We start from the raw sequence: 18614 nt of genomic DNA, 5'->3' as shown, positions 1-18614 counted from the left end.
GATCGGCTAGCTTGCCGCACCAAAACGCTCGATCAACGCATCGAGGCCGGCCTGATACACCCCTGTCACGGCGGCGATGGCGGCTTCGTCATTTAGTTCGGCTGGTGGATCGTTGTTTGGATAACCGCGATAAAAGGCCCCGCGCCATTCGATGATCGAACCGCCCCCGTCGCGCGTTTTGACCGTCAGGTGCGATGAGTAATTTGTAACAGGCAGCACCTCAACCGCAACTTCGGTGATCCGGTAGGAATAGCTCATCTTTTCGTCGCTGTGTTTATAAAGAATCTCGTCAATCTTCGGCCCATCTTCCTGGCCGAGTGTTAACAACCGGGTCGCGTCGATCTCGTTGCCGCCTTTGCCTTCAGTCGCATGCACGGCGGGATGCCATGACATGTCATCAAAGTTCCCGACAACAGCCCAAACCTCTTCGGGCGAGGCCGCGACTTCGGCGGTCAGCGTGACTTTCTGCCGGGTCGGCCCGTGGGCCCAGACCATGCCCGGAACCAGTAACGCAGCGGTTGTCGCGAGAAGCGTTCGTCGATTCATCCTGTATCCTCCCTGAATGCGCTTGGCGGTGTTTGGCACGGCCTTTCGACCGCGTGTTCCCGGTCAAAACTGACGTGCAGTCACGCTGAACAGGCCACCCTTTCCGATCCCCTGCGAAACCGTAGGGGGTCGTGGGAAACCATAGCAAGATCAACCGCATACGCGCATTCTTATAAAATAAGAATCGAGCTTAATCATGAAGCTGATACGCTTTGGTTTACAACACGGCCAAAAGTATCGGTTCCGTTCTTAGGGCGTTTCGCCCTTGATGAGCCAGCCTGATCTTTCGGGCAACGGGAGGGCATCTTGATTTTTCGCGTGCTGCCGCAGCTTGCGGCGCTGTTCTGGTGTGTGTCTGCAGTGACTGCGGCGGCGATCGATGTGAAAGCTGCCGTGCTACGGATCGACTATCCGTCGCTTTTGCCGATCTCGCGATATGATCTGAAGCCGGACGATCTGGGCTTTGCCGGTGCCGCGCTCGGGGATGAAGATAACAGCACTACGGGCGGGTTTCTGGGACATACTTACGAGACTGCAACTGTTGCGGTATCGCCAGAAGAGGCCGACGTCGCAATGGACCAGATCCTTGCAGACGGTGTGCGCCTGATCGTTCTATTGGCCGAAGCCCCAGACGTTTTGCGCCTGACGGACAAGGCGGGTGAGGCTGGGGCACTGGTTTTCAATGCGTCGGCACCAGATGTCGAATTACGGGATGCAAACTGCCGCGGCAACCTGCTGCATATTGCTCCGTCCCGTGCCATGACAGCTGATGCAGTGGCGCAGTTTGCGGTCTGGAAGAAGTGGGACGATTGGTTTTTGCTCGCCGGTTCAAACCCTGAAGATATCAAACTGGCTGATGCTTATCGCCGTGCCGCCACCAAGTTTGGCGCGAATATTGCCGAGGATCGGACCTTTGCGGATACCGGAGGCTCTCGGCGGACAGATTCTGGCCATGTTCTGGTTCAACGCCAATTGCCGCTCGATACACAAGATGTACGAGATCATGATGTGGTGATCGCTGCAGACGAAACGGACTACTTCGGACGCTACCTGTCTTACCACCTTTGGACCCCGCGCCCAGTGATGGGTTCCGGCGGTCTGCGCCCAACGACCTTCCACGGCGCGCATGAGGCCTGGGGAGCAACTCAATTCCAGACCCGTTTCGAAGAGCTGACGGGCCGCTTTGCCCGTCCCGAGGATTATAGCACCTGGCTTGCACTGCGTGTAATCGGTGAGGCCGTGACCCGCGCCAGCACTGCCGAGCCGGACGGTGTGCGGGACTATGCCCTGTCAGATGAGTTCGAACTTGCTGCTTTTAAAGGGCAGAAAGTGACGTTCCGCGATTGGAACGGGCAACTGCGCCAGCCGATCCTTCTATATGACGGATCGATCACTGTCAGTGTCAGCCCACAGGAGGGGTTCCTGCACCAGGTCTCACCGCTCGATACCATGGGTCTGGATCGGGCGGAATCCAGCTGTCAGGCATTTGAATAAACGGAGGTCTTGATGAAACGACTATTGTTGACCGTTGCCTGTGCCGCGCTGACCTCTGGTCCTGCGCTGGCGGGCAAGGCCTTTGTCTCGAATGAGCGGGGTAACACCATCACCGTGGTGGATACCGAAACCTGGGAGGTGATCACCGAATTTCCCGGCGGCAACCGCCCGCGTGGCATCACCGTCAGCCCGGATGGCGGTACGCTGTATGTCTGTGCCTCGGATGACAATATCATCCGGGTGTTTGATACAGAGACCTATGAGGAACTGCCCAGCTTGCCTTCGGGCCCCGACCCTGAGCTTTTCATCCTAGAACCCTCGGGCAAACGACTATACATCGCCAATGAAGACGACAATCTGGTTACGGTCACGGATACCGAAACCCGTACCGTTCTGGCCGAGGTGCCGGTCGGCGTCGAACCCGAAGGCATGGGGATGAGCCCGGACGGCAAATTTGTGGTCAACACCTCTGAGACCACCAACATGGCGCATTTCATTTCCACCGAGGATTACACAATCAAGCACAACATCCTGGTCGATCAGCGCCCGCGTTATGCCCAGTATACCGCCGATGGCAAACGCCTGTTTGTGACCTCGGAGATTGGCGGGACAGTCTCGGTTATGGATATAGCCGAGGACGGAACGCCCACAGTTGTTGGCAAGATCAGCTTCGAGGTGCCCGGGGTGCAGCCGGAATGGTTGCAGCCCGTCGGAGCGAAGGTAACCTCGGATGGCAAACGCCTGTTTGTTGCTCTGGGACCTGCAAACCGTGTTGCCGTCGTTGACGCACAAAGCCTTGAGGTTTTGGACTACGTCCTTGTTGGACAGCGGGTCTGGCAGCTCGATTTCACGCCGGATGAGAAATATCTGCTGACCACAAATGGCAACTCAAACGACATCACGATTATCGATGTGGCTGCAGAGAAAGCCATAAAATCGGTACAGGTCGGACAACAGCCCTGGGGCGTGGTGACCATTGACTGAAGTTCTGGGAGGGACGGGAATGAAAAAACTCTTGATTGCCGCGATGGTTGCAACGTTAGGCGAACCGGTCTCGGCGGCCCCGCTCTGTGATGATCTGGGATTTGCCGGCCTTCTGGCGAAATGCAACCGAGGTGACACCATCAAGCTGACGCTTGCTTCGGGGCAACCGCTGGGTGAGGATGTGGTCCTGCAATCCGGCGCGTATTACAAGCTTGAGATCACCGCCGATGGATCTGCAGAACTGGCCATCGAGGGGCCATCGTTCTTCCGCGCGATCTGGATGAACGAGATCGTGATCAACAAGATCGAAATCCGCCCGATGGCGGTGGACAGCATCGAGTTTGACAAGGCTGGCGTGGCGGAGCTGTCGTTTATCGCAATCAAACCCGGCAGCCATGAAATTCGCATCCCCGGGTCCACGGGTGACTCGCAACGTATCACAGTCAGTATTCAATAGAGAAAGGATAGTATGATGAAAAAGGCGGGAGTTCTGTTGATCGCCGGAATTACAGCGGCACCTGCATTCGCCGACGATATTGACGCGGCAACTGTCGAAAAGATCGAAGCCTATCTTGCATCCATCGAATGTCAGATGGATCCGGATGACATCGAAGTTGAAGACGATGGTTATGATCTGGATGACGTCATCTGTAAGGGTGGCAACCAGTTCGACATCAAGCTGGATAAAGATCTGAATGAAGTCAGCAGAAAGGCGGAATAGCGGGTGAAAGGATGAAGTCATGATCAAACTACTTGCCGCCTGCCTTGCGCTGGTCTTCACGGCGGGCGCTCTGGGCGCCGATACCCTGCCAACCATTCGCGCTGCGGTACTCAAGATCGGGACGGTGAATTGGGAGTTGGAGACCATTCGCCAGAACGGTCTGGACAAGAAACATGGCTTCATTCTTGATGTTCAACCATTTGCCGACAATGGCGCAACCCGCATCGCGGTCGCAGGCGACGAAGCTGATCTGGCCGTCGCTGACTGGATTTGGGTCGCGCGTCAAAGGGCTGCTGGGAAGGACTATGTCTTTATCCCTTACTCCAAAGCCGTCGGTGGGGTGGTTGTGCCCGCTGACAGCCCTGCGACCAGTTTGAAGGATTTGGCAGGTGGCAAGATAGGCATTGCCGGTGGACCGCTGGACAAATCCTGGCTGATCCTGCGTGCCTATGCAGCGCAGGAATATGGGATGGATCTGAAAGCCGACACCGAGCAGGTGTTCGGTGCTCCGCCACTGATCTTCAAATCCGCTCTGGGAGGAGATTTCGCGGGGGCGATCAATTTCTGGCACTTTCTGGCCAAGATGAAAGCGTCGGGCATGAAGGAGCTGATCTCGGTGGAAGACGCCGGGCAGGCGCTTGGCCTCGACATAAATACGCCGCTGCTGGGCTATTACCTGAAGGAGAGCTTTCTCAACGAAAACCCGGACCTTGCGCAGAGCCTGTTCGCCGCCAGCCGCGACGCCAAGGAGCTGCTGGCCAATTCTCCTGCTGCATGGGAGGCGATCCGCCCTCGTATGAACGCGAAGTCCGACACGCAGTTTGAACAGCTCAAATCCGATTGGATCGCAGGAATTCCTGATCGCAGCCCTGTTGACACGGATGCCGCCAACAAGATGCTGGAACTGATGGCAGAATTAGGCGGGGCCGAGCTGGTCGGTGAAGCAACAACAGTGCCACAAGGTCTGTTTGCTGACGTGGAATAGGATTTGATGCAAGACACGCGCCTCACGCCACTTATGTCCATCGCGGGCCTTGTGGCGTTTTGGATTGTTGCGGCCTTTTTGACCGCAGACCCGCAGGTTCTGCCGCAGCCCTGGGATCTGATCCCCCGATTTCAACAGGAACTGGTATCGGGGGAATTGCTGCGAAGCCTTGGTGCGACTTTGTTGCGAGTGATCTGGGCCTTCGCGTTGGCGATGACCTTGGGGACGGCTATTGGGCTGGCCATGGGGCGCTCGGAGGCGCTGAACCGCTGGCTCGACCCCTGGCTGGTTATCTTCCTGAATCTGCCGGCCTTGGTGCTGATCGTGCTGTGCTATCTCTGGATCGGATTGACAGAGGTGGCGGCGATTACGGCCGTAACCTTGAACAAAATTCCCAATGTTGCGACGATCCTTCGCGAGGGGGGCAGAGCGTTAAATCCGGACTTAGATGCGATGGCCCAGGTTTACCGATTGCCGAAGCAAACACGACTACGTCACGTGATCCTGCCGCAGCTTGCCCCGTTTATCGCGGCTGCTTCACGGTCTGGGCTTTCCCTGATCTGGAAGATCGTGCTTGTGGTCGAGTTTCTTGGGCGCTCATCTGGCGTCGGGTTTCAAATCCACTTGTATTTTCAACTGTTTGATGTGGCGATGGTGCTGGTCTATGCGTTATCATTCATTGCGGTCATGCTGGTCGTCGAATGGTTGTTTTTGCAGCCATTGGAGCGCAAGACACGACGGTGGAGAGCCGCATGATCCGCATCGACATCCGGCAGAAACGCTTTGGCCATGACGTCGTCTTAGGTCCTATTTCTTTTAATATCGCTGCTGGGGAAACGCTTGCGTTGACCGGGCCATCGGGTATCGGAAAGACAACGCTACTGCGATTGGTTGCCGGTATCGATCCTGACTTTGACGGCCAGATCGTGCGGCCGGATCGGCTGGCGATCGTGTTTCAGGAACCCACTTTGCTGCCCTGGCGTTCTGCTCTTGATAATCTGATCCTGATCCACCCGGGCTTGTCCCGCGCCGATGCTGACGTCGCTCTGTCCGACGTTGGATTGGAGGAAAAGGGGGATTTGTTTCCCGGGCAATTGTCGTTGGGTCAGCAGCGGCGGTTGTCGCTGGCGCGCGCCTTTGCCGGGCAGCCCGAGTTTCTGATTATGGACGAGCCCTTTGTTTCTCTGGACGCCGAAACAGCCGAGACGATGCTGACTCTAACCGAGGGTCTGATCGCACAGCATGGCCCAGCCACCCTGTTCGTGACCCATTCCAAATCCGAAGCGAAACGACTTTCCGACCGGATACTCAACCTGATATCCGGGCCAAACGGCGCTGTTTTAGGGTAGGAACTACTCCGCAGGTTCAGTCGTTGCCCCGGGTGAGACGCGATAGACAAAGGGCGCATCCGCTTTGGCTGCATATTCGTTTGCCTGATCCTGCAAAGCCTGATGGTGGGGCGATTTGATGCACACCGGATCGGTGGCGCTTGCATCACCGATAATGGCCATGGCCTGACAGCGGCAGCCCCCAAAATCAATAGTTTTCCGTTCGCAGGTTTTGCAGGGGTCCGACATCCAGTCCGTTCCGCGGTAAGCATTGAATGCACGGCTATTGTACCAGATGTCCGCAAGCGGTTTTTCCTGTACCCGATCAAATGTCAGATGCGGAATGGACTGTGCTGCATGGCAGGGCAGAACCTGACCGTCAGGAGCCACGTTCAGCCCGGTGGTGCCCCAACCGCCCATACATCGTTTGGGATAGTCATCATGATAATCCGCCGGGACATAGTCGATGACCAACTGCCCTTTGAGTGCTGTCCGCGCCTCGGTCACCTGTTTCGTCACCTGCTGCGCTTGTTCCCGCGTTGGCATCAATGCATCCCGGTTCTTCAAAGCCCAGCCGTGGAATTGCACCGTTGCAACTTCGATCCGCCGTGCGCCCATCTCCTGTGCCAGTTCCAGCGCCCGTGGCAGTTGGTGCGCGTTGTGGCGGTGCAGGACAAAGTTCAGGGTCAGCGGGAATCCGATTTGATTGATCCATTCGACCGTTTTCATCTTACGGTCAAACCCACCCCGGTACCCGCCCACTTTATCCGCCATCACAGCATCGGTGCCCTGAAGTGACAACTGGATATGGTCCAGACCAGCCTCATCCAACTCGTTCAGGCGTCGTTCGGAAAGGCCGATCGCCGAAGTGATCAGGTTAGTATATAACCCGGCCACGCGCGCGGCTTTGACTAACGCGACCAAATCCCGTCGGGATGCGGGTTCGCCGCCTGACAGATGCAGTTGTAAGACGCCAAGCGCGGCAGCCTCTTGGAAAACGCGAGCCCAGGTTTCGGTATCCAACTCGCTGTCGAGCTTCGCCATTTCGACCGGGTTGGAGCAATAAGGACAGGACAATGGGCAACGATGCGTCAGCTCGGCCAACATGGCGATGGGTGGTGGGGTCTTTGTCTGCATCAAATCACATCCAGAAAACGCCGCGCCCGCAGGGCATCCAGAAAACCCGAACTGTCTTCGGCGATCTGCTCTTCCGGGGCGCTGTATTTTTCGGATAAAATTGCCGTGATCTGTCCAAAGCTGCGCTGGCCGTCGACTTCGTGCAAGATCGCTTGCCCGATCTGATCCAGCGTTACGGCCCGTTCAGGCGCCAACAGCACCCATTTTTCCCGTACGGAATCGAAATGGATACGGACACCGCGCGGGAGCGAGGGGACCTCCTGCGCCAGCATCACGATGCCCGCCGCATCAGCAGACCAGCTTCCGGTTTCCAGGCACCTGGAGGAATGCGGGCGGGCTCAACATAGGCACCCCACAAGGCATCCAACTGCGACCAGAGGACATCAGTCTTGAATATCAGCGCTTTGGCCGCCGCTTCCTGTTTTTCTGCGGTATCGGCATGATCCAATACCCAAGCCAGACCAAAGGCCACATCTTTAGGGGCTTCTTTCAAGCGGTTGCGGAAATAGGCAAGTGAGCTGTCATCCGCAAAATCGTAATGCTGAAGCAGACCTTCGATCCTGTTGGCATGAATCCTGGGTGCAAATAGCTCAGTGAGTGAGGCCGCAACCGCCTCTAGCAATGTCTTTTCGCGGACGTATCGCACATAAGCGTCCACCGCAAACTTGGTGGCAGGCAATACGCCGTCACATGAGGCGACATATTCCGGATCCAGACCGACCGCTTCGGCCAGTCGCAACCAGCGCCGGATACCACCTTCGTTCTCTTCTGTGCCGTCATGATCTTCGATCCGCGACCGCCAGGCGCGACGTAGGGCCGGATCTTCAACGCGCGACATGAAGGCGGCGTCCTTCATCGGGATGGAATGCTGGTAGTAGTAGCGGTTGATCACCCAGGCGCGGACTTCGTCGCGGGTGCATTGGCCGCCATGCAGGCGATGATGAAAAGGATGCAGGTCGTGATAGCGCTCAGCTCCGATCTGGCGCAGCCTGGCTTCGAAATCTTCGCGGCTTTGGGTCATAGCGTGATCTCCATTCCATCCTCACCTATCGTCCAGCCCTTGGCCTGTGCCCGAGCTTTCTCGGCACTGTTGGGGCGCAGAACCGGATTGGTGTTGTTCATGTGAACAAAGACTTTCCGTCCGATCTGCATATCAGCGAACCCGGCGATCGAGCCGTCGGGACCGTCCATCGACAAATGCCCCATTCGCTTGCCCGTTTTCTGCCCCAGCCCTGCGCGCACCATCTCATCATCCCGCCAGAGCGTGCCGTCAAAAAACAAGAGGTCAGCCCCTTCAAGCTGAGCACGCAACTCGGGCGTCAAAGCAGCACAGCCTGGGATATAATAGGCTGTCTTTCCTTGCGTGCGCAGCGCCACGCCCACAGTTTGTTCACCCACCAGATCGGTTTGAACATGGTCCCCTTCCAGATACAGGGGCACCTTGCCGGGCACTGGAAACAAGGTTGCTGTTAGGTTTGGAACAAGTTCAAAGGGCTCATTCAGCGAAATCGGCTCGCGTTTCACAACAGAGGCGTTCAAGGCATTGAAAATTGGGTTTTCTCCAATGACGCCATGAATGCTATTGGTGGCAAAAAGCGTGAATGGCTGCATCTCGCGTAACGTGAGCAAGCCCGCGACATGGTCGATATCCCCGTTTGTCACCAGCACCGATCGAACCGGCAACTCTCGCAACCCTGTGGGAAACAGGAGGGGCGTATTGCCCAGCTGCGTTCGAATATCCGGAGAAGCGTTCAGAATGGCCCAGTTCTGGCCATCGGGGGACACGGCGAGCGATGATTGCGTTTGCGCAGGAATTTCTCCGCGTCGTGCCAGATTGCAGTTTTCACACCCGCAGTTCCATTGCGGAAGGCCGCCGCCAGCAGCGGCCCCAAGTATTATCGCGCGCAACGTCATCTAATGTTGGCGCTTGCGTCTGTTCAGATCAAGCCGCCGCCACGCTCATCATCATGATCGGGGCCGTACATGTTGATTTCCATGCCGCACTCGATTTCGCGGATAACAGGTTTGCTCCAAGCCATATCGGGGGTCCTCCTCTTAAGATGTGCTTGGGTTCAATGTGGCAGGTCTCATGCGCCCGTGCGACTCTTAATTCATAAGAAGGATTTAGACTTTGGTCGGTACTCAGGTGTCATCCGACAATGGAGCCACCCCTTGAAGGCAAAAACCCTGATTGCGTATCGTTATGATTTCAAATCCAAAATCACCGGATCCCAGTTTTTTGCGCAGATACCCTATGTAGACATCGACCACGTTTTCGTTACTGGATCCCTCCTGCGACCAAAGTGTGTCAAACAGCTCCCCGCGTGAGATGGGTGTTCCCGCTTTGCTGTTGAGCAGCATGAGCAGATCAAACTCGCGTTCTGTCAGCGTAATGCGTGTTTCTCGGATGGAGAGGGTTCTGTCCTTTGTTGATATCCGCGCCGGATCGGGACGTTGCGAAAGCACGCGTTGTTCCTGTACCTGCAACCGGGCGACAAGTTCGTCAAAGCTGAAGGGCTTCACGACATAGTCGTCGGCTCCGGCTTCCAGCCCGGCCGCGCGGTGGTCGACGTCGGAGAGGGCCGACAACATCAGGATGGGGATCGCGACACCAGCCGCGCGTGCGGACCGGACCAGTTCTATACCGCTGTCTGCGCCCAGCATTACATCAACAATTGCACCTGAGAATGCACCGCTCTTTAACCGCTCCAACCCATGATCGGCGCGGTTCTCTGCTTCGGCCGAGTAGCCGTGTAGTGACAGGCCCCGGACAAGGGCCGAGGTGATTTTCGGGTCGTCGTCTATGATCAACAATCTCGAGGCCATGGTATCACTCTAAGCCTCTGACAACGGCAATCGAATGCAGACATTTGTACCGGCATTTGCGCCCAAGGCGTGATCACCTAAGACCGGGCTGGTTATTGAGATTGATCCTTCATGAGCCTCGACGACCCATCTGGCAAGAGCCAGTCCGACGCCAAACCCCTGACTGTTCGCTACCCCGCTCTGAACAAACCGTTCAAATATCTGACCTTGCGCGCCTTTGGGAATTCCCGGACCGTTATCGGTTATCTGTATCTGAGCAATCCCACCTTTCGATTGACCCGAAAGCGACAATGCTTTGCCATCGCGCGCGTGCCGGATCGAATTGCGCAATAGACTGAGCAAAACCTGACGCATCCAGTTCGGATCGCAATGCAAGATACAATCCGGGAAGTCGCCCACTTCAAGATGCATGCTGGCGCTGTCGATTTCAGGCTTAATGTCACGCGCAACGGTTTGCATCACCGTGCGGAGCGCAACATTTCGCAGTTCCAAAGCCAGTTCCCCAGTTTCAGATCGCGCGACACGCAGCAAATCGTCAATGCGCTGGTTCAGTTTTGCAGCACTAGACTCGATCGTCGCCAAAGTCTCTGGCGCGGTCTGGCTATCCCGTTGGCCAATTTGTGATTCCATCATGATAACCGTCAGCGGTGTGCGTAATTCGTGGCTGATATCAGCAAAAAAGCGGCGGCGATTCTCATCAATCTTGGACAAGGTTTCGTTTGCCGCGCGAAGTTCCTGCGTCCGCTGAGCAATAGTCTCATTCAATCCGGCCCATTCTGCATCAACCTCATCCTGGCGTTTTTTTAGTGCATCCGCCATTCGATTGGTCTCGCCATACAATTGGCCGATCTCATCGTTGCGGGTTTCTGGTAGCGAAACAGCAAACTCGGATTTGCCAACCTGAACTGCCGCGTTGCGCAGCCGGTCCAGACGAGAGAATTGTGGTCGTACCAGCCCAAAGTAAAACCACACCGTGCTGAGTAAGGCGAATAGTGCAAGTGCCAATGCCACCCAGGTCAGCGTCAAACGCGTCCTTTCGATCCCGGCCAAAATGGAGTTTCGAAACAGAACCTCGGTATTCACGGCCTGACTGAGCAAGGGATCAAATGCCGACGCAAACGACTCGATATGGGCGCGCAGCCGTGCCTGATCGGCCTCAGTATCAGCAAGCCCGTCCAGCGTGTTGGCCAGTAGCGCCTCCATTCTGGCCAGTCCAAGGGATTGGGTTCCGTACCGGGACTGCTCGTCCAGCCCGAGGGACCGAACGGCGGCAACGGACTCTTCTACATCTGAGCGAAGTTGCAGAAAGGTTGTCCCAATCTGGTCCCGGATTGGGGCAAGGCGATCCAGTCGGGTTTCGACGGATTGGCCGGTCTGGATCGATTCCGTTGCGATCACAAGAAAGGTCGCGGCTTGGGTAGACAAAACGGCATAGCGTGCCATCCGGGTTTCCGAAGCAAGCGCCGTTTCCAAGCGGCTGGCGACGGTTTGCATCCCGAAATAGAGGATAGCCGCCGTCAAAAGGGTTCCGGACCCAAGCACAACCGCACCGAGGCCTAAACGGGTTTTCAAAAGCAGGCTGCGTTTGGTGGTTTCGGGCTTGGTCGTCATGATTTCCGCTTCATCAGACCACGGGCCGGATCATATCCCCATACGGCAATCGTGCACAGAACCACAGTCGACGCCAGAACCCACATCAGAGCCCCCCAGTTGATCTGCAGGTAAAACAGAAACCGGATCAATTCGACCACATGCGTGAACGGATTGAAGGCGCAGATATCGCGCAGCAAGGGGGAGCTTTCGGCCATTCGCCACAAGGGGTAGAGGGCCGAGGACAGGAAGAACATCGGGAAGATGACAAAGTTCATGACCCCGGCGAAATTCTCCAATTGTTTGATAAAACTGGACAGCACCAGACCCAGCGCTCCCAGCATCAGGCCACCTAAAACCAACCCCGGCAAAACCGCTACGTAGCCGGGCAGTGGCAGGACTATTCCGAACAGCGCAGCCAGCGCAAGAAATGTGTAGACCTGCAGAATGGATATCGCCGTTGACCCCAGCAGGCGGCAGAACAACAGCCACCAGCGTGGGAACGAACTGGTCAGCAACAGGCGCATCGAGCCCATCTCGCGGTCGTAGACAAGGCTGAGCGAGCTTTGCATCCCGTTAAACAGCAGAACCATCGCACAGAGGCCCGGAACGATGTAGGTCTCATATGTGATGTAGGTCTGATAAGGTGGGATGATCGACAGGCCGAGTGCCGCGCGAAACCCTGCTGCGAAAATCAAAAGCCACACCATCGGCCGGACCAAAGCCGCAAGAAACCGTTCGCGTTGATGGATGAAACGCAGAAACTCGCGCCCAATAATGGCGCGTGCAACACCCCAGAATCCGCTCATGCCGGGACCTCGGTCTGGGACAGGAACCAATCGGACAGCGTTTGATCGCCTCGCAGGTCGCCTGTCTGGCCGCGAGCCAGGATCTGACCGCGATGCAGCACTAGCAACTGGTCATCGTCGCGCACTTCATCTGTCAGGTGAGTGGCCCACAGAACACACAGCCCCTGTTCCGCCAGGTCGTGCACATGGTCGGTTATCGCCTGCCTTGCTGCGGCATCGAGCCCGACGGTTGGCTCGTCCAACAGCAGCACTGAAGGGTCATGCAACAGTGCACGCGCCAGCTCCATGCGGCGTCGATGACCGCCATTTAGGTCACGCACGCGTTCCCCGGCACGTTCCCGCATGTTCAACCGATCCAGTGCTGCGTCGATACGGGCAGGGACCTCCGATCGTGGCAATCCGTGCAGGGCGGCGAAATAAGTCATGTTCTGGCGCACCGTCAGACCCAGATCCAGGGTTGGTTGTTGAAAAACCACGCCGAGCCTGGCCAGCGCCTTGCGGGGGGCTTGGCGTAGATTGTGACCAGCAACACTGATTTTACCATCCGGTGCCACAAGCAACCGTGTTAGCAAGGACACCAGCGTCGATTTTCCGGCCCCATTCGGGCCGAGCAGCCCGCAGAAAGCTCCTGCTGATACCTCGAAAGAGACAGCATCCAAAGCTGCTTTGGCGCCATAATAAAAACTCAACTCGCGCACGGCGAGACCGGGATTGGCTATTGCCGAGTGCCGCGTATTTGACATTCTTCCTCCGTCCCGAACCGTGGGGCTTGACCGCAGCTTGCAATGTCGGCTCGCGTTTCTCAACCTTCCTGTCTGGGGCCCGACCGCGACTTAAGTATGTGAAGGTTCACGGATATGTTATGTATCCGAACAGCGATTGCGCAGGTAACATCGGCATCAGACCAATGAGAAAGGGCCGCAATGTCCTTAAATCGGCGCGATGCACTGCAGGTGAGCCTTTGGGCTTTGATGTGTCTTGCCTTGCCTGTGCGCGCGCAGGATTTGGTGGCTTTGCCGAACGTCGCGACGCTGGAAGAATTGATCAACAGTTTTGCTGGTGATGCACTGATTAACGACAGCGGCGTATCCATCGATATGGAGGCCATTGCCGAAGATGGCTATCGCGTGCCGGTGACCATTAACGCTGTCTCGGCAGAGGAGGTCATGTTAATCGCACCCGGCAATCCGGTATTGCCGGTTCTCAGGGCTCGGTTCGGGCCTTTGGCTGGCGCGCACGCCATTTCAACGCGCATGCGTCTGGGACAGTCCCAAGAGGTTTTGGCCCTCGCGCGTCTGCCGGACCGCAGTGTTCGCCGCGGTACGTGGGCGGTCTCGGTCGTTGTGGGTGGTTGCGCATGACAGAGGAGCTGTGACATGGCCACAGGCGTCAAAACCCGCGTCAAGTTGCCTAAACAGGCTCGCGCTGGTGACGTGGTTACGATCAAGACCCTGATCACCCACCGCATGGAGTCCGGTCATCGTCTTGATCCTGATGGCCAGCCTATTCGGCGGTCGATCATTCATCGTTTTCTGTGTGAATTCGAAGAAGAGGTGGTCATCGACCTCGATATCGGCCCCGGAATATCGAATAACCCATTCTTCGAGTTTCAGGCAATTGTCCCGGGCCCGGGCGTTTTTACCTTCAGTTGGTTTGACGATGACGGTGCGATCTACACCGACAGCCGTGCGATCTCGGTCGTATCATGATGTCGACGAAAGTGATGGTTCTGATCGCGCGTGGATTTTGCAAGCGTTGGGCGTTGAAAAACTGTGAAACAAGGACGAGGAAGGCCATCCTCGCCACCTGCGCCTGTTTTGGCGTTTTTTCCGTCTCCGAGGCAAAGGCAGACGTGGAAGACGATGCCTTAGAACTAGGTGCCTATCTGGCTGCGGAATGTTTGACCTGTCATCAGGCAAGTGCCGAGACGGACAGTATTCCACAGATTGTCGGGCTTGATCCCAACGCCTTCGTGGATGCGATGCTGGCGTATAAGAGCAAACAGCGTGAACATCCGATCATGCAGATGATGGCCGGGCGTCTGAACGATGACGAAATCGCAGCGTTGGCGGCATACTTTAACACGCTGGAGTGAAAAGAGCCGCAGGGAGGGGTTCAGATGACGTGGAATAGACGCAAATTCTTGGGTGCCGCGACAGGCGCTTTGTCAGCGCCAGCAGTTCTGGCGGAAGGCCGCAGAAAACCCCTGGTCGTCGTAGTTGGTGGCGGGGCCGGTGGGGCCACTGCGGCCCGCTACATCGCCAAGGATAGCGATGGCGCAATTGATGTAACCCTTGTCGAACCGTCACAGGTTTATTTCAGTTGCTTCTTCTCCAACCTCTACATTGGTGGCCTGAAATCGATCAATGAGATCGGGCACACCTACGGTGCGCTTGCTGCAAAGTACGGTATCAATGTCATCCATGACTGGGCGATTGTGGTTGATCGGGTCGGTAAGACTGTGAATTTGGCTGGGGGGCAGGCGCTGCCCTTTGACAAGTTGATCCTAGCGCCAGGTATTGATTTCGTTGAAGGGTCTGTTCAAGGCTGGGAACTATCTGCGCAGAACAAGATGCCTCACGCATATGAAGCGGGATCTCAGTCCCAGCTGCTGCGCGCGCAAATTGATGCCATGCCTGAGGGTGGAGTGTATGCGATGGTCGCGCCTCCAAGCCCTTATCGTTGTCCGCCGGGTCCTTACGAGCGAATTTCAATGGTCGCCCATGTTTTGAAGAATACCAACCCGACCGCTAAAATTATCATTGCTGACCCGAAACCAAAATTCTCTAAAATGGCGCTGTTCGAGGACGGCTGGGCCACGCACTATCCGGGTATGATTGACTGGATCGGCGAAGAATTTGGCGGTGGGGAAGTCTCGGTCAACCCGGACCGGATGACCCTGACAATTGACGGCGATGAAATGACCGTTGACGTCTGCAATGTCATTCCTGCTATGAAAGCCGGGCGCATTGCTGAACTCGCGGGGGTTACGGATGGCCGGTGGGCTCCGGTGAACTCGGCTGACATGTCCTCAAAAGTTGATCCGGATGTTTATGTTCTGGGCGACGCAAGTGAACAGGGCGATATGCCAAAATCCGGTTTTTCAGCCAATTCGCAAGCCAAGGTCTGTGCAAATTCCGTACGCAGTGCGCTGACCGGGTCACGGATATTCCCACCAAGATATGCAAACACATGCTGGTCATTGATCGCGGTCAATGACGGCGTCAAAGTCGGTGCGACCTATGAGGCGACCGAAGAGAAAATAGCACGTGTTGACGGCTTTATCAGTCAGGTCGGTGAAGACGCTGTTCTACGCAAGACAACATACGAAGAATCTGAGAATTGGTACGGCGCCATCACTGCGGACATGTTTGAATAGGTTCTGTCGCAAAATCTTTTCAAAGCAGAATAGACAGAACTATTTGGCAGTTTAGCAAACTGTCGAAATGGCGAGAGTCCAAGCGTGAATTGATCTTTGCGGATCATGCGTGCCGGTTCAGTACCGGCAAGGGCAGATTCAGCTGAAACGAAAGACTTGAAACCCGGCCTGGGCCTGATCCGACCTTTGATGAACTGCGAGCTACCAACTGAACTGGCCCTCCGTCTTTTTTAGGAAACGAAGGACCAAGAATGGCAAGCAAGAGGTCGAAGCCCGAGGAAATTGTCTCAAAGTCAGGGCAGGTTAAAGTTCTGATGGGGCAAGGCATGTCCCGACTTGATGCAGTCGGACAGATTGGCGTTGTTGTTGAAGCCTATTACCGCTGGCGCAAGAAATGAGCCGTTGAAGGCGGCATTGGTTCGAGCCCACCGGCGATTGTGGAAAGGGCGTAGATCAGTTGAAAGAACTGAAGCGGCTTCAGAAAGAGAACGAACGAATGCGGCGTGCGGTTTCTGATCTGACGCTGGGCAAACTGGTCCTGACGGAAGCCACAAAGGATGAAGGCCGAAAAGTAAATCATTCAATGTACGATTTGCAGGCCCGAACGTGCAGCCCTGCTGGGCCCCGCTCGTCGTCGTGCTTGTATTAACCATGTTCGCAACCAGCTGAACGTTTCCGAGAGACGCGCCTGCCGCGTGCTTGGACAACACCGGTCCACGCAACGGCGCGCCCCACAAGGTTGCGTAGGCGAAGACCGGTTGGTGGTCGACATGATCGAGCTGACCCGTCAATACGGGCGATATGGCTATTGCAGGATCGCAGCGCTGCTGAGAGAGGCTGGAGGGTCTGTCAGCGACAGGCGATTGAACGGCTTTAGCGACGAGAAGGGCTGAAAGTGTCCGCGAAACAACCGAAGAAAGGACGGCTCTGGCTGAACGATGGGTCGTGTGTCCGGCTCAACCAGGAAACGCAACCACGTGTGGAACTATGATTTCGTCCATTGCCGAACCGATGATGGTAAAGCCTTCCGGCCGCTGAACATCCTTGATGAGTACGGTCGAGGTTTTCTGGCGATCAGGGTGATACGGAAGCTGAACTCGACCGACCTGATTGACGCCCTGACGGATCTGTTCAACCTTCGTGGCGCACCCGGTTTCATACGTTCAGATAACGGGCCGGAATTTGTAGCCATGGCCGTCAGGGGTTGGATTGCTGCTGTCGGGGTAAGAAAGCGTACAACGAATCTGGAAGCCCTTGGGATAACGGATACTGTGAAAGCTTCAATGGCAGGTTCAGGGACGAGTTGCTCAACGGTGAGATCTTCTACAGCCTGCGCGAAGCTCAAATTCTGATCGAACAATGGAGGAGAAACTACAACACAAAACGCCCCCACAGTGCTTTGTGCTATCGCCCGCCGGCACCTGAAACCATCATGCCGATGGATCACAGGCCAATGATGCACTGACAATCAACCTAGGGCAGTCAGATGAGGCTGCTCAGCATGATGAGTGTTGTTCTTCTTTGGGGTTTGTTACTGTCTGCGTTTGTTTATTTCGTCCAACCGTTTGCTTCTAATAGCTTTCCGAGCTTGTGGCGAACAATTTCAAATTGATCTACGTCTTTCATCAACGATCCATAAGCGTTTTTCGTATCAACTTGTAACATGTATGCACCTCGTGCTTTCTCTGTTGGTGATGGGTCGTCAAGAAAACTGTTTTACGTAATTGTATGTGCGCCGGCGGCTAATTGGGCTTGGGAGTGTGAAGCGGCTTCGCTGGACGTCCGTTGAGTTTCTTGATCGGCTGCTTTTCAGTTGCGTCGCGGAAAAACTGCGAAGCATCTAAACTCAAATAGGTCGTGATATCGCGGCAATCCAATGGGCGAACTCTTTTTCGGTCACGTCGCCGGATGCCAAATCTTCCATCATTTTAACGCCCTGGACAGGATCTGGGCGAATTGAAAGGCCGTTGAGTCGCAGGAACGTCGCCGCTGTTACAAAGGCGGTGCGCTTGTTGCCGTCTACAAAAGCGTGGGCTTTGGCGATTCCAAACGCGTAAGCGGCGGCAATGTCCGCAAGGCCTGCATCTGTATAAGCGGCAAGGTTCATCGCCCGCGCACAGCCCATTTCCAGAAGCGCCTGATCCCTAAGCCCCGGTGCCCCACCGTGCCTCGATATTTGTCTGTCATGAACTATAATGATTGCACTGAGCGGAACCCAGATTAGCCCTTTCACGCAAGCGCCTCTAAGAGGTCTCGGTTTTCATCCATGACAAGTTCTGCAGCAGCCAATGCCTCAGCCACGGAGGGGTCGTGGGCCATGACCTTAAGTGCGCCGTCGTCGCTCCGGACAACGAACAGAGAGTCGCCTTCTTTGACATCCAAAATGGTCAACATCTCGGTTGTCAGAGTCATAACAGCCGAATTGCCAACTTTGCGTATTTTCGTCTCAATCATGCGCGCACCTTTCGTGTATCCATATGTATATACCATAGGTGTCTTTCTATCAAGCTTGATCGGGTTTGGGTTCAATAGAGCAAAGCCGCCAAAGCCCTTAATTGTCAAATACGAGGCTTAAACGATCAGAGTATAAGTGATCAGGCGCGCGCCATAGTTGGCCCGAATTACCATTTTCTCATTGATCTGCGACAAAGTGATTCATCGGCAATGGTTATCAAGAATAGACTTCCGGATCGTATTCTATTGAGTCAATTGATGATCAGTCTTGGGCAGAAGTCTTGGGGTCAGGATTCCTAGCCAATAAATGACGGTTGTTGCGAGTGCGATTGCGGACAGGAAGACTTTAGGACAGCGATCA

Annotated in this window: 23 protein-coding genes and 1 pseudogene; 12 read left to right on the top strand and 12 right to left on the bottom strand. The window is 55.7% G+C overall.

Annotated elements, in window-relative coordinates; genetic code table 11:
* Positions 1-6: 6 nt before the first annotated feature.
* Complete coding sequence (locus AC2FEE_RS19515; RefSeq protein ID WP_496866999.1) at positions 7-546, bottom strand: SRPBCC family protein; 540 nt, start codon at positions 544-546, stop codon at positions 7-9.
* Between the two features lie 321 nt (positions 547-867).
* Here AC2FEE_RS19515 and AC2FEE_RS19510 point away from each other — a divergent pair, with 321 nt between their 5' ends.
* Genes AC2FEE_RS19510 through AC2FEE_RS19480 form a run of 7 tightly spaced genes read left to right on the top strand, consistent with a single transcriptional unit; the run spans position 868 to position 6079 of the window.
* Positions 868-2040, top strand: coding sequence for an ABC transporter substrate-binding protein (locus AC2FEE_RS19510; RefSeq protein ID WP_496867047.1), 1173 nt, complete (start codon positions 868-870; stop codon positions 2038-2040).
* A 12-nt stretch (positions 2041-2052) separates the two neighbouring features.
* The gene (locus AC2FEE_RS19505) at positions 2053-3024 is read left to right on the top strand and encodes a YVTN family beta-propeller repeat protein (protein WP_496866998.1); all 972 of its coding nucleotides are present in this window, start codon (positions 2053-2055) and stop codon (positions 3022-3024) included.
* Between the two features lie 19 nt (positions 3025-3043).
* Positions 3044-3481, top strand: a complete 438-nt coding sequence (locus tag AC2FEE_RS19500) for a cupredoxin domain-containing protein (protein ID WP_496866997.1) — start codon at positions 3044-3046, stop codon at positions 3479-3481.
* A 15-nt stretch (positions 3482-3496) separates the two neighbouring features.
* Positions 3497-3745 carry a PepSY domain-containing protein gene (locus AC2FEE_RS19495; RefSeq protein ID WP_496866996.1) on the top strand — a complete coding sequence of 83 codons (249 nt, stop codon included), beginning with the start codon at positions 3497-3499 and terminating at the stop codon, positions 3743-3745.
* Between the two features lie 19 nt (positions 3746-3764).
* Positions 3765-4730, top strand: a complete 966-nt coding sequence (locus AC2FEE_RS19490) for an ABC transporter substrate-binding protein (protein ID WP_496866995.1) — start codon at positions 3765-3767, stop codon at positions 4728-4730.
* 6 nt (positions 4731-4736) lie between these two features.
* Positions 4737-5486 (top strand): ABC transporter permease, encoded by a 750-nt coding sequence (locus AC2FEE_RS19485; protein ID WP_496866994.1) that lies wholly within the window; start codon positions 4737-4739, stop codon positions 5484-5486.
* A complete protein-coding gene (locus AC2FEE_RS19480; protein ID WP_496866993.1) occupies positions 5483-6079 on the top strand; it encodes an ABC transporter ATP-binding protein in 597 nt (198 codons plus the stop codon). The genes AC2FEE_RS19485 and AC2FEE_RS19480 overlap by 4 nt, the downstream gene beginning before the upstream one ends.
* Positions 6080-6082: 3 nt before the next feature.
* Here the strand turns inward: AC2FEE_RS19480 and pqqE are convergent, their stop codons facing one another.
* From pqqE to AC2FEE_RS19435, 9 genes are all read right to left on the bottom strand, one after another.
* Positions 6083-7195 carry a pyrroloquinoline quinone biosynthesis protein PqqE gene (gene pqqE / locus AC2FEE_RS19475; RefSeq protein ID WP_496866992.1) on the bottom strand — a complete coding sequence of 371 codons (1113 nt, stop codon included), beginning with the start codon at positions 7193-7195 and terminating at the stop codon, positions 6083-6085.
* Positions 7195-7467, bottom strand: coding sequence for a pyrroloquinoline quinone biosynthesis peptide chaperone PqqD (gene pqqD / locus AC2FEE_RS19470; RefSeq protein WP_496866991.1), 273 nt, complete (start codon positions 7465-7467; stop codon positions 7195-7197). The genes pqqE and pqqD overlap by 1 nt, the downstream gene beginning before the upstream one ends.
* Positions 7467-8216 (bottom strand): pyrroloquinoline-quinone synthase PqqC, encoded by a 750-nt coding sequence (pqqC, locus tag AC2FEE_RS19465; protein ID WP_496866990.1) that lies wholly within the window; start codon positions 8214-8216, stop codon positions 7467-7469. The genes pqqD and pqqC overlap by 1 nt, the downstream gene beginning before the upstream one ends.
* Entirely contained in the window at positions 8213-9109 is an 897-nt protein-coding gene (gene pqqB, locus AC2FEE_RS19460; RefSeq protein ID WP_496866989.1) for a pyrroloquinoline quinone biosynthesis protein PqqB, read from the bottom strand. The genes pqqC and pqqB overlap by 4 nt, the downstream gene beginning before the upstream one ends.
* Positions 9110-9132: 23 nt before the next feature.
* A complete protein-coding gene (gene pqqA / locus AC2FEE_RS19455) occupies positions 9133-9234 on the bottom strand; it encodes a pyrroloquinoline quinone precursor peptide PqqA (protein WP_085823998.1) in 102 nt (33 codons plus the stop codon).
* 103 nt (positions 9235-9337) lie between these two features.
* Positions 9338-10021 carry a response regulator transcription factor gene (locus AC2FEE_RS19450; RefSeq protein WP_496866988.1) on the bottom strand — a complete coding sequence of 228 codons (684 nt, stop codon included), beginning with the start codon at positions 10019-10021 and terminating at the stop codon, positions 9338-9340.
* Between the two features lie 9 nt (positions 10022-10030).
* Complete coding sequence (locus tag AC2FEE_RS19445; RefSeq protein ID WP_496866987.1) at positions 10031-11632, bottom strand: sensor histidine kinase; 1602 nt, start codon at positions 11630-11632, stop codon at positions 10031-10033.
* Positions 11629-12420: an ABC transporter permease gene (locus tag AC2FEE_RS19440; RefSeq protein WP_496866986.1), complete on the bottom strand. Its 792-nt coding sequence runs from the start codon at positions 12418-12420 to the stop codon at positions 11629-11631. The genes AC2FEE_RS19445 and AC2FEE_RS19440 overlap by 4 nt, the downstream gene beginning before the upstream one ends.
* A complete protein-coding gene (locus AC2FEE_RS19435) occupies positions 12417-13163 on the bottom strand; it encodes an ABC transporter ATP-binding protein (protein WP_496866985.1) in 747 nt (248 codons plus the stop codon). The genes AC2FEE_RS19440 and AC2FEE_RS19435 overlap by 4 nt, the downstream gene beginning before the upstream one ends.
* A gap of 180 nt (positions 13164-13343) precedes the next feature.
* Here AC2FEE_RS19435 and AC2FEE_RS19430 point away from each other — a divergent pair, with 180 nt between their 5' ends.
* From AC2FEE_RS19430 to AC2FEE_RS19410, 5 genes and pseudogenes are all read left to right on the top strand, one after another.
* Positions 13344-13781, top strand: coding sequence for a thiosulfate oxidation carrier protein SoxY (locus AC2FEE_RS19430; protein WP_496866984.1), 438 nt, complete (start codon positions 13344-13346; stop codon positions 13779-13781).
* A gap of 15 nt (positions 13782-13796) precedes the next feature.
* Positions 13797-14129: a thiosulfate oxidation carrier complex protein SoxZ gene (gene soxZ / locus AC2FEE_RS19425; protein WP_496866983.1), complete on the top strand. Its 333-nt coding sequence runs from the start codon at positions 13797-13799 to the stop codon at positions 14127-14129.
* A gap of 14 nt (positions 14130-14143) precedes the next feature.
* Positions 14144-14515 carry a c-type cytochrome gene (locus tag AC2FEE_RS19420; RefSeq protein WP_496866982.1) on the top strand — a complete coding sequence of 124 codons (372 nt, stop codon included), beginning with the start codon at positions 14144-14146 and terminating at the stop codon, positions 14513-14515.
* Positions 14516-14539: 24 nt separating this feature from the next.
* Complete coding sequence (locus AC2FEE_RS19415; RefSeq protein ID WP_496866981.1) at positions 14540-15799, top strand: FCSD flavin-binding domain-containing protein; 1260 nt, start codon at positions 14540-14542, stop codon at positions 15797-15799.
* Positions 15800-16050: 251 nt separating this feature from the next.
* Positions 16051-17264, top strand: a pseudogene (locus AC2FEE_RS19410) (IS3 family transposase).
* 381 nt (positions 17265-17645) lie between these two features.
* On the opposite strand, the gene AC2FEE_RS19405 reads toward AC2FEE_RS19410, so the two are convergent.
* Together AC2FEE_RS19405 and AC2FEE_RS19400 are read right to left on the bottom strand one after the other, a co-directional pair.
* On the bottom strand, positions 17646-18032 hold the full coding sequence (locus AC2FEE_RS19405) for a type II toxin-antitoxin system death-on-curing family toxin (RefSeq protein WP_496866980.1): 387 nt from the start codon (positions 18030-18032) through the stop codon (positions 17646-17648).
* Positions 18029-18253 (bottom strand): AbrB/MazE/SpoVT family DNA-binding domain-containing protein, encoded by a 225-nt coding sequence (locus tag AC2FEE_RS19400; RefSeq protein WP_496866979.1) that lies wholly within the window; start codon positions 18251-18253, stop codon positions 18029-18031. The genes AC2FEE_RS19405 and AC2FEE_RS19400 overlap by 4 nt, the downstream gene beginning before the upstream one ends.
* Positions 18254-18614: the final 361 nt, after the last annotated feature.

It is taken from the genome of Ruegeria sp. YTSC199, assembly GCF_059609725.1.
This window is presented reverse-complemented; position numbering and strand designations above follow the sequence as displayed.

Bases quoted from the DNA above. Each gene is read 5' to 3' on its own strand.
- AC2FEE_RS19515 (WP_496866999.1), bottom strand. From the start codon at position 546: ATGAATCGACGAACGCTTCTCGCGACAACCGCTGCGTTACTGGTTCCG.
- pqqD (WP_496866991.1), bottom strand. From the start codon at position 7,467: ATGCTGGCGCAGGAGGTCCCCTCGCTCCCGCGCGGTGTCCGTATCCAT.
- AC2FEE_RS19400 (WP_496866979.1), bottom strand. From the start codon at position 18,253: ATGATTGAGACGAAAATACGCAAAGTTGGCAATTCGGCTGTTATGACT.
- AC2FEE_RS19415 (WP_496866981.1), top strand. From the start codon at position 14,540: ATGACGTGGAATAGACGCAAATTCTTGGGTGCCGCGACAGGCGCTTTG.
- AC2FEE_RS19495 (WP_496866996.1), top strand. From the start codon at position 3,497: ATGAAAAAGGCGGGAGTTCTGTTGATCGCCGGAATTACAGCGGCACCT.
- AC2FEE_RS19435 (WP_496866985.1), bottom strand. From the start codon at position 13,163: ATGTCAAATACGCGGCACTCGGCAATAGCCAATCCCGGTCTCGCCGTG.
- AC2FEE_RS19420 (WP_496866982.1), top strand. From the start codon at position 14,144: ATGGTTCTGATCGCGCGTGGATTTTGCAAGCGTTGGGCGTTGAAAAAC.
- AC2FEE_RS19445 (WP_496866987.1), bottom strand. From the start codon at position 11,632: ATGACGACCAAGCCCGAAACCACCAAACGCAGCCTGCTTTTGAAAACC.
- AC2FEE_RS19505 (WP_496866998.1), top strand. From the start codon at position 2,053: ATGAAACGACTATTGTTGACCGTTGCCTGTGCCGCGCTGACCTCTGGT.
- pqqE (WP_496866992.1), bottom strand. From the start codon at position 7,195: ATGCAGACAAAGACCCCACCACCCATCGCCATGTTGGCCGAGCTGACG.
- AC2FEE_RS19490 (WP_496866995.1), top strand. From the start codon at position 3,765: ATGATCAAACTACTTGCCGCCTGCCTTGCGCTGGTCTTCACGGCGGGC.
- AC2FEE_RS19430 (WP_496866984.1), top strand. From the start codon at position 13,344: ATGTCCTTAAATCGGCGCGATGCACTGCAGGTGAGCCTTTGGGCTTTG.
- AC2FEE_RS19500 (WP_496866997.1), top strand. From the start codon at position 3,044: ATGAAAAAACTCTTGATTGCCGCGATGGTTGCAACGTTAGGCGAACCG.
- AC2FEE_RS19440 (WP_496866986.1), bottom strand. From the start codon at position 12,420: ATGAGCGGATTCTGGGGTGTTGCACGCGCCATTATTGGGCGCGAGTTT.
- AC2FEE_RS19450 (WP_496866988.1), bottom strand. From the start codon at position 10,021: ATGGCCTCGAGATTGTTGATCATAGACGACGACCCGAAAATCACCTCG.
- soxZ (WP_496866983.1), top strand. From the start codon at position 13,797: ATGGCCACAGGCGTCAAAACCCGCGTCAAGTTGCCTAAACAGGCTCGC.
- pqqC (WP_496866990.1), bottom strand. From the start codon at position 8,216: ATGACCCAAAGCCGCGAAGATTTCGAAGCCAGGCTGCGCCAGATCGGA.
- AC2FEE_RS19485 (WP_496866994.1), top strand. From the start codon at position 4,737: ATGCAAGACACGCGCCTCACGCCACTTATGTCCATCGCGGGCCTTGTG.
- pqqA (WP_085823998.1), bottom strand. From the start codon at position 9,234: ATGGCTTGGAGCAAACCTGTTATCCGCGAAATCGAGTGCGGCATGGAA.
- AC2FEE_RS19480 (WP_496866993.1), top strand. From the start codon at position 5,483: ATGATCCGCATCGACATCCGGCAGAAACGCTTTGGCCATGACGTCGTC.
- pqqB (WP_496866989.1), bottom strand. From the start codon at position 9,109: ATGACGTTGCGCGCGATAATACTTGGGGCCGCTGCTGGCGGCGGCCTT.